The 16295-nt window shown below is 61.4% G+C and carries 13 protein-coding genes; 8 read left to right on the top strand and 5 right to left on the bottom strand.

Annotation, left to right across the window (positions count from 1 at the left end; genetic code table 11):
* The first annotated feature begins 1 nt into the window (after window position 1).
* The gene (locus BXY39_RS18740; protein ID WP_121940441.1) at window positions 2-652 is read left to right on the top strand and encodes a helix-turn-helix domain-containing protein; all 651 of its coding nucleotides are present in this window, start codon (window positions 2-4) and stop codon (window positions 650-652) included.
* Between the two features lie 25 nt (window positions 653-677).
* On the opposite strand, the gene BXY39_RS18735 is transcribed toward BXY39_RS18740, so the two are convergent.
* Genes BXY39_RS18735 through BXY39_RS18720 form a run of 4 tightly spaced genes read right to left on the bottom strand, consistent with a single transcriptional unit; the run spans window position 678 to window position 4462 of the window.
* A complete protein-coding gene (locus BXY39_RS18735) occupies window positions 678-1817 on the bottom strand; it encodes a CaiB/BaiF CoA transferase family protein (protein ID WP_121940440.1) in 1140 nt (379 codons plus the stop codon).
* Window positions 1818-1829: 12 nt separating this feature from the next.
* Window positions 1830-3023, bottom strand: a complete 1194-nt coding sequence (locus BXY39_RS18730; RefSeq protein ID WP_121940439.1) for an acyl-CoA dehydrogenase family protein — start codon at window positions 3021-3023, stop codon at window positions 1830-1832.
* A gap of 35 nt (window positions 3024-3058) precedes the next feature.
* The gene (locus BXY39_RS18725; protein WP_121940438.1) at window positions 3059-3580 is read right to left on the bottom strand and encodes a MaoC family dehydratase; all 522 of its coding nucleotides are present in this window, start codon (window positions 3578-3580) and stop codon (window positions 3059-3061) included.
* Window positions 3581-3607: 27 nt separating this feature from the next.
* A complete protein-coding gene (locus BXY39_RS18720; protein ID WP_121940437.1) occupies window positions 3608-4462 on the bottom strand; it encodes an HpcH/HpaI aldolase/citrate lyase family protein in 855 nt (284 codons plus the stop codon).
* A gap of 155 nt (window positions 4463-4617) precedes the next feature.
* Here BXY39_RS18720 and BXY39_RS18715 point away from each other — a divergent pair, with 155 nt between their 5' ends.
* Both BXY39_RS18715 and BXY39_RS18710 read left to right on the top strand, forming a co-directional pair.
* The gene (locus tag BXY39_RS18715; protein WP_121940436.1) at window positions 4618-5421 is read left to right on the top strand and encodes an alpha/beta fold hydrolase; all 804 of its coding nucleotides are present in this window, start codon (window positions 4618-4620) and stop codon (window positions 5419-5421) included.
* A 208-nt stretch (window positions 5422-5629) separates the two neighbouring features.
* Complete coding sequence (locus tag BXY39_RS18710) at window positions 5630-6787, top strand: CaiB/BaiF CoA transferase family protein (protein ID WP_121940435.1); 1158 nt, start codon at window positions 5630-5632, stop codon at window positions 6785-6787.
* 80 nt (window positions 6788-6867) lie between these two features.
* Here BXY39_RS18710 and BXY39_RS18705 read toward each other — a convergent pair whose 3' ends face one another.
* The gene (locus BXY39_RS18705; protein WP_170163965.1) at window positions 6868-7608 is read right to left on the bottom strand and encodes a GntR family transcriptional regulator; all 741 of its coding nucleotides are present in this window, start codon (window positions 7606-7608) and stop codon (window positions 6868-6870) included.
* 306 nt (window positions 7609-7914) lie between these two features.
* On the opposite strand from BXY39_RS18705, the gene BXY39_RS18700 reads away from it, so the two are divergent.
* From BXY39_RS18700 to BXY39_RS18680, 5 genes are all read left to right on the top strand, one after another.
* Complete coding sequence (locus BXY39_RS18700) at window positions 7915-9969, top strand: hydantoinase/oxoprolinase family protein (RefSeq protein ID WP_121940433.1); 2055 nt, start codon at window positions 7915-7917, stop codon at window positions 9967-9969.
* 19 nt (window positions 9970-9988) lie between these two features.
* Entirely contained in the window at window positions 9989-11917 is a 1929-nt protein-coding gene (locus tag BXY39_RS18695; RefSeq protein WP_121940432.1) for a hydantoinase B/oxoprolinase family protein, read from the top strand.
* Between the two features lie 103 nt (window positions 11918-12020).
* Complete coding sequence (locus tag BXY39_RS18690; RefSeq protein WP_121940431.1) at window positions 12021-14405, top strand: TonB-dependent receptor; 2385 nt, start codon at window positions 12021-12023, stop codon at window positions 14403-14405.
* A 60-nt stretch (window positions 14406-14465) separates the two neighbouring features.
* Window positions 14466-15566 (top strand): C45 family autoproteolytic acyltransferase/hydrolase, encoded by a 1101-nt coding sequence (locus BXY39_RS18685; protein WP_170163964.1) that lies wholly within the window; start codon window positions 14466-14468, stop codon window positions 15564-15566.
* A gap of 42 nt (window positions 15567-15608) precedes the next feature.
* On the top strand, window positions 15609-16244 hold the full coding sequence (locus tag BXY39_RS18680; protein WP_211332348.1) for an isochorismatase family protein: 636 nt from the start codon (window positions 15609-15611) through the stop codon (window positions 16242-16244).
* Window positions 16245-16295: the final 51 nt, after the last annotated feature.

Raw genomic sequence — 16295 nt, 5'->3', positions numbered from 1 at the left:
CATGAACCGCAAGACAAAACAGGCGACGGTTGACCGGGACAGCGTCTACCGGACATCGTCCAACGCCCCGGAAAGCCGCTCCGCGCCGGCGATAGAGCAAGCCATCGGCACCACGGTGCGCAAGCTACGGAAACAGCTTCATCTGACGGTGGGGGAACTGGCCGCGGTCGCCGGCGTATCCGTCGCCATGCTGAGCAAGGTCGAAAACGGACAAATCAGCCCGTCCCTCGCCACACTTGAAAAGCTGGCGCGCGGCCTCAAAGTGCCGATCAGCCGGCTGTTTACAGAATTTGACGAACGGCGGGACTGTTCCTTTGTGCCGGCGGGCGAAGGCGTGAAAATCGACCGGCGCGGTACCAGGGTGGGTCACCAGTATCAGGTGCTGGGCGCCACCCTGTCCGGGGACACCGCGGTGGAGCCCTATCTGATCACACTGGCCGAGGATGCGACACCCTATGCCGGGTTCCAGCATGAGGGCATGGAATTCATTTATATGCTGAGCGGGTCCGTCGGCTACCGGCACGGCGATACCGTTTATGCGATGAAAGAAGGCGACGCGCTGCTGTTCGATTCCGCCGCCGCGCACGGCCCGGAAACGCTGGACCGCCTGCCCGCGGTTTATCTGTCCATCATCATCTATTCGCGCGGGTAGGGCGTTCCGGCCGCCGGCACGGGTTTCAGGACGCGGACCTTTTGCCGAACCTGGGCATCGGTCCGGCATCGGTTTCGCGGTAAGGGGGCAGATCGAAACCGGGCCTGGCCGGTTCTTCCGCGAAACGGATCGGCACGCCGATGTGCGGGTTGCCGTCCGCATCGTCCAGCCGCATGGCACGGGCCAGTGTGTGGGGGGCGGCAAAGGCGTCCTTCAGGGACTGCACGGGCGCCCAGCATATGTCGAGCGGGGACAGAAAGCGGATCCAGTCCGCCAGCGGACAGGCGCCGAAGGTTTCGCGGAAAAACTCCTTAAGCGGGTCCTGTTCCGGTCCCGGTTCCCTGCCGGCCAAAGGCAGCAGATCCTCCCTGTCCAACGCCTGCAGCAGAGTGCGGGCGAATTTGGGTTCGGAGCCGCCAAGGACCAGGAATTTTCCATCCGAGGTTTCGTAGATGCTGTACATCGCCGCGCCGCCGAAAGACCGCATGATTTCAGGCTGCGGCGCGCGGTCGTGGGCGAAGACCGGGCCGGTGACATTGGCCGTCCAGCTTAACACGGCATCATACATGGACATGTCCAGATAATCGCCCCGACCCGTCTCCGTGCGCCGGTAAAGTGCCATCAGTATCCCGGACAGGGCCATAAGGGACGCCGCCATGTCGGCCGCCGGTATGTTGGGCATGGCCGGTTTGCCGTCCGTCAGTCCGCGGTTCAGGTCGACCGTTCCGGCCAGCGCCTGTATGGCGATGTCATGGGCCGGCCGGTCGCGGAGCGGACCGGACTGGCCAAAGGCGGAAATGGAACAATAGACGATGCCCGGATTGACCGCGCGCACCGCATCATAATCCACGCCCAGCCGTGCCGTCACACCGGGGCGAAAGGCTTCGACCAGAACGTCGGCGTCCGCCGCCAGCGCCATGAAACGGGCATGGTCGTCCGTCTCTTTAAGATTGAGGGCGACCGCCCGCTTGCCGCGCGCGATGTTGCGGAACCATACGGTGGTTCCGTCGGCGGCTCTGTCACCGATGGCGCGGGCCGGCTCGCCCGTGCCGTTGGCAACTTCCACCATGATGACGTCGGCGCCGTGGTCGGCCATCATCATGGTCAGGTGCGGTCCCGGTAAAAAGCTCGACATATCGAGGACTTTCACGCCTTCCAGCTTCATGACGGAAAACCCCTATGCCTGGCTGCGCGCGACAAGCTGTTTGGCGATGATGATGCGCTGCATTTCATTGGTGCCCTCGCCGATGCACATCAGCGGTGCGTCCCTGTACAGGCGTTCGATGTGATATTCCTTGGAATAGCCGTATCCACCGTGAATGCGCATGGCCTCCAGAGCATTTTCCACCGCCGTTTCCGAGGCGAAATATTTCGCCATGCCCGCTTCCATGTCGCACCGTTCGCCGGCATCATAGGCGCGGGCCGCGTCCTCCGTCAGCAGCTTGGCCGCGCGGGTGCGGGCCGCCATTTCCCCCAGTTTGAGCTGTATGGCCTGATGTTCGGCGATGGGCTTGCCGAAGGTCTTGCGTTCCCTGGCGTAGGCCACGCTTTCGGACAGGGCGCGCTGGGCGATGCCGACGGAGCGGGCGGCGATATTGATACGCCCCAGTTCAAGCCCGCCCACGGCCATGTAAAACCCCTTGCCTTCCTCGCCGCCCACCAGGTGGCGTTTGGCATCGAGCCGGTAGTCCTGAAAGATGAGCTCGGCCGAATCGATCCCCTTATAGCCCAGCTTTTCCAGCTTCCTGCCTGTCTCGAAACCGGAGTGTGGCCCGCCGGTGTCCGGGTCCGCCTTCGGCGCGATGAACATGGACATGCCGGCCCGCGCGGGGCTTGCCGACGGGTCGGTTTTGACCAGAAGGGCCACGGCACCGCCTTCAATGCCGTTGGAAATCCAGGTTTTGCTGCCGTTGATGACATAATCGTCGCCCTCGCGGCGCGCCACGGTCCGGATACCCTGAAGGTCGGTGCCGGCGTCCGGTTCCGTCAGACCGAGACCGCCGCGCACTTCGCCGGTGACGAATTTGGGCAGCCAGTAGTCCTTCTGGAAATCTGTGCCGAACTTCTCGACGATGGTGGCCATCATCAGGTGCGAATTGAAAATACCGGACAGGGACATCCAGCATTCGGCAATCTTCGTGACGATACGGGAATATGTGGTCGCCGAAAGGCCCAGCCCGCCATAGTCCGGCGAGATGGTCGCGCCGAACAGCCCGAATTCCTTCATCTGTTCGACCATGGCATGGGGGTATTCGTCCGCATGCTCCAGGCGCATCACATGGGGACGGACATCCCGTTCCAGCCATTTTTCGATCTGGTCGAGAATTGCGGTTTCCTCGAAATCCGACAGACCTGCATCATCCTGTGTCATCGCCGTGACCTTTCACCTGTTGGACCGAAATGGAATCAGTATCGCGGATTTTTGTCTTCAACCGCCTGGCCGCGCGCCGGGATCAGCATGTTACGCAGAAAGGTACAGACGGTTTCATCCTTTTGGTTCCTGCCAACCGTGCGGATGGTGACGACCCCCTGTCCGGGGCGCGATTTGCTCTCCCGCTTCGCCAGAACCTCGCTTTCGGCGTACAGCGTATCGCCGGCAAAAACCGGAGCGGTAAATCTGACTTCGTCCATACCCAGATTGGCAATGGCCTTCTGGCTGACATCGGTGACCGACATGCCGATCAACAGGGCAAGGGTATAGGGGGAGACGACGAGATTCTGTTTGAACTCGGACTCCTTGGCGAATTCGGCGTCAAAATGCATGGGGTGCGTGTTGAGGGACAACAGGGTAAACAGGTGGTTGTCATACTCGGTCACGGTTTTCCCCGGACGGTGTTCGTAAATGTCGCCGACGGTGAAATCCTCGAAATAACGGCCAAAGGTTTCGCGGTAACGCTGCGGTCCCACATCCTTCCAGTTCTGCACCATGTCGCTTGATCTCCCCCTTGGGCTGACTCAGGTCGCGTCAGCCAGAACCAGTGTGCGCCGGGCCGCGAGGATCACGGGCCTCTCGATCAGTTTGCCGTCAAGAAGGGCGGCCCCGCCATCGCCGCTTTCAAAAGCCGCCACCACCCTGCGGGCCTGCGCGACCTCCTCGGTGTCGGGCCGGAAAGCATCGTGAATGGCCGCAATCTGCTTGGGGTGTATGGCCGCGCGGGCATGCAGGCCAAGCGCCCGGACACGGCGCGTTTCCGCAGCCAGCCCGGCCTCGTCCGCGATATCCAGATACGGCACATCGATCATCAAAACACCGGCACCGGCCGCCGCATTGGCAAGCCGCGCCCTTGCAAACATCAACGGGTCCCAGTCCAGCGTCACGCCCACATCGGCGCTGTAATCGGCACCGCCGAACAGACCGGCGATACAGTTGGGGTGCCGGAGGATATCGGCGGCGTTTTCAAGCCCGCGCGCGCTTTCAATCACAGGGACAAGTCCGATACCGGCCCCCAGCCAATCCACTATGAGATCCAGATCGTGGCGGCAGGACACCTTCGGCACCATGACGAAATCGGCCTGCGCAAGAACCGGGGCCAGGGCCAGCACATCCCGGCAGCCGTCCAGCGTATGCACACCGTTCAGGCGTACACCCGTCTCCGCCTCCCCTTCGGCCTGTGACCGTCCTGACAGATAGGCGCCAACAGCATCGCGGGCACCGGCCTTTCCGGACGGCGGCACGGCATCTTCCAGATCGATGCACACCATGTCCGCACCGGAGCGGGCCGCTTTTTCAAAGCGGTCGGGCCGGCTGGCCGGTACAAAAAGCAGCGACCGTCTGGGACGAAACGCAGCCGTGTCGCGGTCGGTGGGCATCGGATAAGGAATCCCGCAGCGAAACGATGAATATTTATTCGAATAAATATCACCGCCACCGGATCACGTCAAAGATATAAAGCAGTTGCTTTCTGAAAAGTTCGAATTAATTTGTGGAAAGAATCTCAGAGCGATCGTCTTTCGGGAGGGCCATCATGCCGGTGCTGCAACGCGGAAACGCACAAATTTATTATGAAGTCCACGGTCAGGGGGACCCGGTCGTCTGTCTGGGCGGGTGGGGCAGCTTCTGCCACGGCGAGCATCATCACCTGCCCTGGGGGCTTCTGGACCGCCATCAGGTGATCATCATGGATTATCGCGGTATCGGCGAATCGACCGACGACCCCACCCTGGACGCGACCATGGATCTGTATGCCCGCGATGTCTGCGCCATTCTGGACCATCTGGGCCTGAAAAACGTTCACCTGCTGGGCATGGTCGGCATCGGCGCCTGCGTGACCCAGATTATCTCCATCACCCGGCCGGATCTGGCCCGGTCCATGGTCAACACGGGCAGCTGGGCGACGATGGACCGTTTCCTGAAGGATCAGCTGGAGCTTTTCCTGACCGTCCACAGGGAAATGGGCTTTCTCGCCTTTCAAAAGACGGTTTCGCTGCTGTCATTCGAACCGGGCTATTATGCCAAGAATATCGACCGCCTGCTTGGCGAAAGCGGGGTGTGGCATCATCTGAACGGGCGCGTGGACGCCCATGCCCGCTTTATCGAGGCCAGTGTACGGCACGACGTCATGGACGCACTGCGCACGGTTCAGACACCGTCGCTGATCCTGCACGCGCCGCTGGATCAGGTCACCGGGCCGCGCACCACGAAACCGATCGAGGACGCACTGCCCAATGCGCGCGGCCATGTCATGGAAGGGGCTGCGCATGTCATCGCGGGGCGGCCGTTAAAGCAGGCCTTCGCCGATCTGCTGCGGGATTTTTACGCGACGGTCTGAGCGCAGGGACACCGCCCTTATGCTCGCGGAAATCCCGCGCGGGACAGTGTATTCATTGAAAAGTTCGAATAATTTTGATATATATTTCATGTTTTTCCGGACACCGAAGACAGACCCGCGAAATCGACCCCGGCAGGCATACGGCCGGTACCCGCTCATACCGGCCGCTGCCGCCGGCCGCTGAAGATTGCGACAGGAGAATACGCCAATGACGTCTCTGCCCCTGGACGGTTTACGGATCATCAGTTTCGAACAGTTCGGCGCCGGCCCCTATGCCACCATGTTCATGGCGGCCATGGGCGCAGAAGTGCTGAAGGTGGAGACGGAGGCAACGGGCGGAGATTATGCCCGCAAGACCGGCCCGGACACGCTGGGCCCCGGCGACAGCCTGTATTTTCAGACCTTCAACCTCAATAAAAAGAGTATCTGCCTGGATATCAAAAACCCGGCTGACCGGCAGACTTTCGAAAATCTGGTCACAAACGCGCACGCGGTCATGAACAATATGCGCGGGACCCTGCCGGCCAAGCTGGGACTGGATTATGCCGCCCTGTCGAATATCAATCCCGCCATTGTGTGCGGTCACATATCGGCATACGGACGGGACAACCGCCGTGCCGGCTGGCCGGGCTATGATTTTCTGATGCAGGCGGAAACCGGTTTCATGGCGCTGACGGGCGAGCCGGGCACACCGCCGACACGGGTCGGATTGTCGATGGTGGACTATATGACCGGCATGATGATGGCCTTTGCCGTTGTCAGTGCCATCCGGGCCGCCGAACACAGCGGTAAGGGCATGGATGTGGACGTATCGCTTTTCGACGCGGCGACGCACCAGCTGGCCTATCAGGGGACATGGTTTCTCAATGAGGGGATTGTCACCGACCGGCAGCCCCGTTCCGCCCACCCGTCCACCGTTCCGTGCCAGCTTTATAAAACGGCCGACGGCTGGGTTTATGTGGGCTGCATGCACGAGGGCTTCTGGCAGATGCTGCTGGCGGAGCTCGGGCGCGCCGATCTGGCCGAGGATCCGCGCTTCGCCAGTCCGTCGGAGCGGCTGTCGAACCGGGAGGCGCTGACCGAATTGCTGGATGCCGATTTTGCCCGGCACCCCACGGATGTATGGGTCGAACGGTTGCAGGGCAAGGTGCCCGTGGCCCCCTTCTATGACCTGCAACAGGCGCTGACCAGCGATTTTCTGGTATCGGAAACCGCTATGGTCGAACGGCTCGTCCACCCCGTGGCCGGAGATATGACCGTGCTGGCCAATCCCATACGGCTCAACGGCCGGCGCCTGCCGCAACATCCCGCCCCCGCCCTCGGCGCCAATACCGAGGAGATCGCCGGCCGGCGCGAAAATATCTGAAGATCCGGCTCTGCGATGGTCCGCGCGGGCCGCCCCACATGCGTGCCGGATGTGTGCCGGTGGTTTGCGCCCTGGCGCGATCAGGGGTCGTGCCGGATACGCATGTTGTGCACGAAATTCGTCCGGTGGACGGTCACCGCAATCTCGAAAACCATATTCTGTTCGTCAAAATAACGCCGGATGATCTGCAGGGCCGGCGTGCCGGCGGCCTCCCCGAAAAGGTCCGCCTGGTCTTTGGTCAGGGCCACGGCCGTTACATCCTGGGATACGCCGCTCAGTCTCAGGCCGGCGTGCCGCTCCATCCAGCGATAGACCGGTTCATGACCGAAGTCTTCGGCGCCGGGCTGACCCACGCGGTTGGCATCGAGATACATGGTGGTGATCCCGAAAGGCGTATCGTGATCGTACCGGATACCCTTGAAACAGTACCAGCGCCGCAATTCGTCACACCCCAGAAGACGGGCCAGCTTGCCGTCGGTTTCCAGCAGTGTGCCCTCATCGAATTCAATGCGGGTGCCACGGGCAAACAGTTCCAGTTCGCTGCGGGATCCGATGGCATGGCGAAAAACCGGATTTTTGCGCTTGTTGGAAATGACACGGGTCCCGGACCCGCGACGGCGGCGGATGAAGCCTTCGTCCTCGAGGCGCTTCAACGCTTCCCGCACGGCATAGCGGCTGACCTGGTGCTCGGTGCACAGACAGGTTTCCGTCGGCATCATTTCGCCGATTTTGTAAAGATTGCCTTCAAGCGCTTTCCGCAATGTCCGGTACAGCATCTCATGGCGGGACGCGTTGGCTGGGAGGGTATCAGAAGAAATCATTGTGTCCATGTACGCCAGATGGCCCGCGCGGGACAAGCGGCAAGGCCCGGATTATCGGAAATCCGGCCATGGCCGAATCGTTGCGGACAGTGTGTATCGACGGTTGGCATCTGTTTTTCAGCAGTCTGTTTTGCAGGGGTTCGTTTTGCAGCAGTCTGGCGGGTCACTGCATCTTCAAATTACCAGCCGCCCCCAGCGTCGTCGATCACTTTTGTTCGAACTAATACAATTTATTCGAACTATTGACCCACAATGAAAAATGTTTCATATTAGGAAAAATTTCGTGACGCGTGGGGAGGTGTGTCGATGGTTTATCGACTGGGTGCTGATGTGGGTGGGACGTTTACCGATCTGACCCTGATCGATCAGGCAACTGCGACAGTCTATGCCGCCAAGGTTCCCTCGACGCCCCATGACTCATCCATAGGGGTCCTGAACGGTATCAACCGCATCTGCGAGCAGGCCCGGATCGACCCGTCGGACATCGACTATGTGATGCACGGCACCACGGTTGCGACCAATGCCGTCCTGACCGGCAACGGCGCCAAGGTCGGCCTGATCACGACAAAGGGATACCGGCAGATCCTGCACATCGCGCGGTCCTTTATACCGGGCGGACTGGGCGGATGGGTCATCTACAACAAGAGCGCCCCGATGGCCCCGCTGAAATGGACGGTCGAGGTGGACGAGCGTATCGGGGCCGACGGCAGCGTCATCAGACCGGTCGACACCGACACGATCCGGGCCCGGCTGGATGTTTTCCGCCGCGACGGCGTGGAAGCGGTGACCATATGTCTGATCAATTCCTTCGCCAATGGCGACCATGAGCGTCAGGTGCGCGATATCGTCAGGGCCGAACTGCCGGGGATCGAGGTTTCCATTTCATCGGATGTGATCCCCGAAATGCAGGAATATGAACGGGCGGTGACAACGGTCGCCAATTCCTTCGTACGTCCCGCCGTCAGCAAATACATCCGGAATCTGAACGGGGAGCTGGACAGCCGCATGGACGGCGTTTCGCTCAGCATTCTGCGGTCCGACGGTGGCCTGTCGTCCGCCGATGCCGCCGCCGACTATCCCGTGAACCTGCTGATGAGCGGCCCGGCCGGCGGCGTGTCCGGGGCCCTGTGGGTGGCCAGACAGGCCGGGTTTGAAAACATCATCACGTTCGACATGGGGGGCACATCCACCGATGTCGCGCTGGTCAAGGACGGCAAGGCCCGCCTCAGGCGGGAGACGACGGTGGGGGATGTGACCGTGCGAGCATCGTCGGTCGATATCAGCACCGTCGGTGCCGGCGGCGGATCGATCGCCCATGTGCCCGAACTGACAAAAGCGCTGCGGGTGGGCCCGCAAAGCGCCGGCGCCGTTCCCGGTCCGGCGGCCTATTGCAAGGGCGGCGAGGAGCCGACAGTGACCGATGCCAATGTGGTACTGGGTTATCTGCCGGCCGAATCCCAGCTTGGCGGCGATATGGCCATCGACAGACCGAAAGCGGAGGCCGCGGTGAAAAAAATCGCCGACGCATTGGGGATGACGATCAAACAGGCCGCCGCCGGTATCATCGATATCGTCAATGAAAATATGTTCGGTGCCCTGCGGCTGGTATCGGTCGAACAGGGATTTGATCCGCGCGACTTTGCCCTGATGGGCTTTGGCGGCGCGGGGCCGCTGCACGGCAACGCGCTGGGCAAACTGCTTGGCTGCTGGCCCGTTATCATTCCGCGCGGTCCCGGTGTGCTGTGCGCCAGCGGCGATGCCACCACCCGCCTCAGGGATGAGGCATCGCAGACCCTGATCTCGCGGTTTGGCGACGTGTCCGTGCCGGATCTGGTCAGCACCCTGAAGGGCCTGGCGGAACGGGCGGCGAAGACACTGGACAAGGACAACGTCCCCCGCAGCGAACAGACCGTCATGTGCGAGGCCGATGTCCGCTATCACGGGCAGGCGCTGCAACTGACGGTCCCGGTGGACCCGGACCGGCTTGAGCGGGAAGGGCTTGGCGTCATCCGCGACCATTTCGATGCGGAGCATGAAAAGCTCTACACCTTCAGGCTGGACAGCGAGCATGAGTTCATCAATCTGCGCGCCGTCGTCGAAGGCGCCGCCCCCATCGCCGCCGCGCAAAAAATCGAGGCCGGCGGCCCGGACTGCGGCGCGGCCCGGACACAGGACACGCAGATTTTCGTCGACGGCGAGGACGTGCCCGCCACCATTTACGACCGGAGCAAACTGAAAGCCGGCAACAGGGTGCCGGGCCCCGCCATCGTCACCGAAATGGATTCCACAACGCTGATCCTGCCCGGTCATACCGGCGAGATCGATGACTTCGGCAATATCCTGATCCGTCCGGACGCGTAGCGCAAGGGAGAGAGAGACAATGGCCACGCTTATCGAGCCGAACACCGCGCCATTTGAAAAAGCCGACGTTGATCCCATCACGCTGGACCTGATTGAAAACGGCCTGGTCAGCGCGCGCGGGCAGATGGATGCCCTGCTGTTCCGTACGGCCATGTCGCCGATCATCCGCGAGCAGCGCGACGGTTTCCCCGTCATCACCGACCGCAGGGGGCGCCTGGTGGCCGGTCAGTTCGGGTCACCGGTCAAGGGCTTCATGGACCTGTATGACGGCGAGATCGAGGAAGGCGATATCATGCTGACCTCGGACCCCTATGCCTGCAAGGGTTCCATCAGTCATGCCAATGACTGGTTGGTCTGCATGCCGATTTTCAAGGACGGCCGCCTGATCAACTGGTCGGCCATGTTCGGGCACATGACGGATATCGGCGGAAAAGTTCCCGGCAGCATGCCGGTGGACTCGGTGGACCTGTATGAAGAGGGGATCGTCATCCCGCCGGTGAAAATCTTCTCCAAGGGCAAGCTGCAAACGGATGTGATGAAGATCATTCTGCACAATTGCCGGGTCCCGCAATGGAATGAGAGTGACTTCAACGCCATCGTCGCGGCATGCCGCGCCGGCGGCAACCGCTGCCTGGAAATGGCGGACCGTTACGGTGTGGACGTCTTTGTTTCCGCCCTCGAGGAACTGCTGGACCGCAACCGCCGGTCCATGCGGCATCTGATCCGCACCACCGTGCCGGAACGCAAGGTCAGCTTCGAGGATTATGTCTGTGACGACGGTCTCGGCATGGGGCCTTACAGGATCGCCTGCGACATGTGGCGCGAGGGCGACAGGATGATCTTCGACTTCGGCCGCACCGACCCGCAATCGCTGGGCTGTATCAACCTGCTGCTCAGCGACCAGATGTTCAAAATGTTCTGTGGCCAGTTCATGGTGATGATGTTCGATCCCGATATTCTGCTGAATGACGGCTTTTTCGACCTGATGGAGGTACGCATCCCCGACGGTACGCTGCTGGCGCCAAGGCGGCCCGCCGCGCTGAACGGGCGCACTCATGCCCTGGGGCGTATTTTCGACATCATCAGCGGCCTTTTCGGCAGTGCCAATCCCGATTATCTCTGCGCCGCCGGTTTCTCGTCCAGTCCGCATTTCATGTATTCCGGTCTGGACGAAAATGAAAAATGGTTCCTGTTTTTCCAGATCGGCTTTGGCGGCATCCCCGGCAAACCGTCAGGCGACGGACCGGACGGCCATTCGCTTTGGCCCAAATTCATCAATATCCCGAACGAGTTCGTGGAAAGCTACTTTCCCGTCCGTATCGAGGTCAGCGAAACCATACCGGACAGCGGCGGCCCCGGACAGCACCGGGGCGGCAACGGTATGCGCGTGGGCTACCGGTTTCTGCGGCCCGGCCGCGTATCGATCCATGACGACCGCTGGTTCACCTATCCATGGGGGGTCAAGGGCGGCCAGCCCGGCCAGCGCAGCCGTAAAACCCTGATCCGCGCCGATGGCAGCGAGACACTGCTGCCGGCCAAGTGCGACAATGTCATGGTGGACGCCGGCGACTATGTCCTCTTCGAGACCTGGGGCGGCGGCGGCTGGGGCAATCCGCTGGAACGGGACCTTGACGCCGTTATCCACGACCTGGAATCCGGTCTGATCACGCCCGACGGCGCGCGGCGCTATGGCGTGGTGACCGGGGGGGATGGCCACACCGTCGATGACGTGGCGACACAGGCGCTGCGCAAACAGATGGCCGCGGAGGCCGGCACGCCCGGCCTGTTCGATTTCGGCGGCACGGTGGAGACCCTGCGCGACCGCTGCAAGGCGGACACCGGGTTGGAACCGCCGCGTGCGCCGGCCTTTTCCCGGTCTGCCGCGGACAACGCCGACCGGGCGGCGAAAAACGGCGCCCTGAAGGAGACCGTCGCGATGCACGGCTGAAACAGGGCCGGCGGGCCGCGAGGCATGCCGGCCCTGAACAACACGGCAGTCCACTGGGCCGGACCGCCGACACATCAAACAGGCATAATCTGGGAGGGGTTGAATGTTTGGTCTGAAAACAACGTTAACCGCATCCGCGTCCATCACGGCGCTGATGACGGCCTTGAGCCTGGGGGCCACGCAGCCGGCCGCCGCACAGGAAAGCACACAGGAAACCAACGGGGCCGACGGCGCGCAGTCCATGGACGAGGACAGCGGGGCTTTCGCCATTGATGAAATCCTCATCACGGCGCGGCGCACGCAGGAGTCCCTGAAGGATGCGCCGATCACGGTGTCGGCCTTTTCCGAGGATACCATTCAAAAAGCGGGTATTCAGCGCCCGACGGATTTCGCCCAGCTTGTTCCCAATGTCCTGATGCTGGACACGGCGGAAGCGGGTGACACCCAGGTGATCATCCGCGGCGTCATCAACGCCCGCGACGTCGACCCGTCTTACGCCCTTGTCGTCGACGGCGTATTGCAGCCGGACCCGTACGCCCTGAACAGGGATCTGGTCGCCATTCAGCAGATCGAAGTGGTCAAGGGGCCGGTCAGTTCCCTTTACGGGCGGAATGCCGTGGGCGGCGCCATCCTTATCACCACCAAACGTCCTTCAAACGATCTGGAAGCCCGCGCCACGGCGGAAATTGGCAATGGGGGGCATATGCGCATGTCCGGCTTTGTCAGCGGGCCGCTGGTGCAGGACCAGCTTTATGCCAACCTGGCGGCGTCCTACACGGACCGGGACGGGTTTTTCGATAATGAATTCCTGGGCGGACAGGTGGACTTTTACGAGGAGACGCGCCTGCGCGGACGCGTGTTGTGGGAACCGTCATCCGATGTGTCACTGGATGTATCGGCGGAATATGCCGATATTCAGGGCAGCGCCATAAACTTCAATTTCCAGACGGCGTTTTTCCCCAACATCCAGCCGCAATTTGCTGACGGCATCAATGTGAACGACACCAGTCTGGCGTTCGCGCCCAATGTGGAATCCATCAACCCGGCGGAGCGGCTGAACCTCATCGCCAAGCTGGAATGGGACCTTGGCTTTGCCGATCTTTTCATAGCCGGCGGCTATAATCAGAACGACAACGCGCTCGGCTCCGATTTCATCATCAATACGGCCTTCGGCTTTGAAGGGGTCGGCGCCGACGGCAATGCAAACAATGATTTCGGCCTGGTCGGTTATACACCGGCGCCGGGCACCATCGCCTTTCAGGAACGCAATGGAGAATCCATGACGTTCGAGGCCCGCCTGTCCGGCGACATCGGCGAAAAGCTGGAGTGGAGCGTCGGAACCTATGTGGCCGACATTGAGCGGTCGGTCTTCGTATCGTTGCAGGAAGACAGCAATAACGGTGAAATCTCTCTGATCAATCCGGGACCGCAGACTTTCAATGTGACCGAAGACCAGTTGACGGAAGCCGATGTCCTGTCCTTCTACGGTCAGCTTTTCTACGATATCACGCCAAGGCTGGAACTGGCTCTGTCCGGGCGCTGGGACTCGGAAGACCGTACGGCCACCAACCTTCTGGATTCCAATTTCGCCGGCCTGCCGACGCTGGCCGGATTTGACGGTCTTGTCCGCGAGGAGAGCTTCGACCGTTTCCAGCCGAGGGTTTCCCTGCGCTGGACCGCAACGGACACCGTCACTTTCTTTGCCAGTTACGGCGAGGGGTTCCGGGCCGGCGGCTTCAACGCCCCCGGCACCCGCGCGACCGTGCTGGCATTCGACTTTGCCGCCCTTGATCCGGACAGTGTGAATATCTTCGACACCTATGACGAAGAGGTGGTGAAAGGCTGGGAGGCCGGCTTCAAGTCGCAACTGTTCGACGGTGCCGTGCAGTTCAACGGCACGGTCTTCCTGACGAAAACGGAAAACTCCCAGGTGTTTGAGTTCACGCCGGTGACATCGACCCGCGCCCGTACCAATATTGACGAAACGGAACTGAAGGGATTTGAGGCGGAGGCCATCTGGGCCGCCAATGACTATCTGACCCTGAACGCGGCTTTCGGCTATACCGATGCCACTGTCGAACGTTTTGACGCAAACCCCTTCGCCGAGGGCAATGCCGTTCCCTCCGTGCCGGAGACGACATTGAATGTCGGCGGGCAGTTCAACTATCCCGTTCAGGACGATCTGGAGCTGATCAGCCGGGTCGATTATCAGCGCATCGGCGAAACACCCTGGGATATCAACGGCGGGTCCGGGGCGGTTACGGTGCGCGATCCCGTCGATCTGGTCAATGTGCGGCTGGGTTTTCAGAAGGACTGGTGGTCCATCACGGCCTGGGCCCGCAATCTCTTCGATGAAGAATATAATGTGGAAAACATCATCTCCTACACCCAGACACCGGGCCCCGACACACCGGCGCAGGCGCTGCTGAATTTTGCCCACCGGGGGCTGCCACGTACATACGGCATTGAACTGACCGTCAGATATTAAGCCGGCCGACCGGGCCGGGGCGCGGCCTGTGACACCGGCCGCAAGGAGAGTATGCGGGCCATGCACAGCAGTGAAAAAACCGCCTTCAGGACGGGGGAAACCCGAATTGTCACGGTCAGCGGCACCAACCGCGACATGGGCCGTCAACTGGGCGAGGAATGCCGGCCCGGCATCGGCGAGGCGCTGGACCTTGTCGCATCCGAAGCGTCGCGCATCGCCCCCCTGGATCAGGCGCGCGAACGGGCGCTCGCCTATTTGCCGTCCATCCTGCAGGACGCACCGCATCTGGCCGATGAACTGGAAGGTCTTGCCGAAAGCGCCGGCATTCCAATGGCGGACGCCCTGCTGCTGCAGCTTCGGTTCGAAGCGGTGGGTTTTGACGGACGCGGCGGCGACGGATGTTCGTCACTGGCCGTGCGCGGCACGGACGGGCATATGGTCACCGGGCAGAATGTGGACACGGTGGAAGACCATGTCCGTCTGGGGCTGGTGGTCCGGATGGTGCCGGCCAATGGTCCAAGTATCCTGATGTATACCTATTATCCCGGCATGATCGGCTATCTGGGCTTTAACAGCCATGGTGTCAGCGTTTTCGGCAATGCCCTGCTGTCACCCGGCTGGCGTATCGGTTTTCCGCGTTATCTGGTCTGCCGCCTGGCGCTGGAACAACGGTCCGCCCGCGCGGCGGAAGCCCGCATCCGCGCCCTCAGACGGGCGTCGACCATCAACCTGCTGCTGACGGACGGGACCGGTGACATCCGCGATCTGGAGCAGACGGTGGACAGGGTCGAGACGATCGAACCCGAAGGCGACCGCCTGTTCCATACCAACCATTATCTGTGTGACGCACTGAAAGCAGACGAACGGCTGCTGGCCATCCTGCCGGATTCCGAGGCCCGGTACGAGGCGGGCCGGAAACTGCTGGACGATATCGATGCCACCGGCGATCTGGTTGCCGCGGCCAAGGACGTTTTGCGCGACCACCACAATTATCCGAGCAGCATCTGCCGTCACCGGGCCAAAGTATCCGAATATGACGGGGATCAGTGGATGACGGTTGCCTCGCTGGTGGCGGAACCGTCGGCGGGCCGTCTGCATGTCTGTTTCGGCCCGCCCTGTCAGGGACGGTACCGGACATTCGCCATGACACCGGCCGCATAGCGCGGTCACGCATCACCTTGCATGGAAAAGGAGACCTTACTCATGTCTGATCGGTTTGACACTGTCGGTTACGGCAAGGCCGGGATCGGCTTCGGCACGCGGCCCGCGGTGATTGTGGTGGACTTTCAGGTCGGCTTCACCCGGCCCGAATATCCCGCCGGGATTTCCCCTCATATTCACCGTGCCGTGGACAACACGGCCATCCTGCTGAAACAGGCCCGGTCGCGCGGTATCCCGGTGGCGGTGTGCAATGTGGCCTGGGGCAGTGAAAAGGACATGTCCTACTGGAAGGTGCCGATGCTGTATGAGGGCATGTTTTACGGCGATCCGTCCACCGAGTTTGAACCAAAGACCCATGACAAGGACTATGACTTCGCCTTCACCAAATCGGCACCCTCGATGTTTTTCGGTACACCGCTGGTCACCTTCCTCACCAAACAGCGGGTCGACACCGTGTTCGTGACCGGCTGCACCACGAGCGGCTGTGTACGCGCCACCATCAATGACAGCTTTTCGCACGGTTTCCGCACAATGGTGCCGGAGGACTGTGTGGGCGACATGGAGGAAGGCCCGCACAAGGCCAATCTTCTGGATGTGGGCCGGCGTTACGCCGATGTGATCACGCTGGCCGACAGTCTGGAGTATTTCGAAAAACTCGGACCTGAGAAAGCGGCCTGATACCCCTTCATGCGGCGACCCATCGCACACAGGAAGGCCTATATGAACGGC

Source organism: Eilatimonas milleporae (assembly GCF_003688555.1).
GTDB lineage: Bacteria > Pseudomonadota > Alphaproteobacteria > Sphingomonadales > Kordiimonadaceae > Eilatimonas > Eilatimonas milleporae.
Note: the sequence above shows the minus strand (reverse complement) of the source record. Positions and strands in the feature narration are given on the sequence as shown.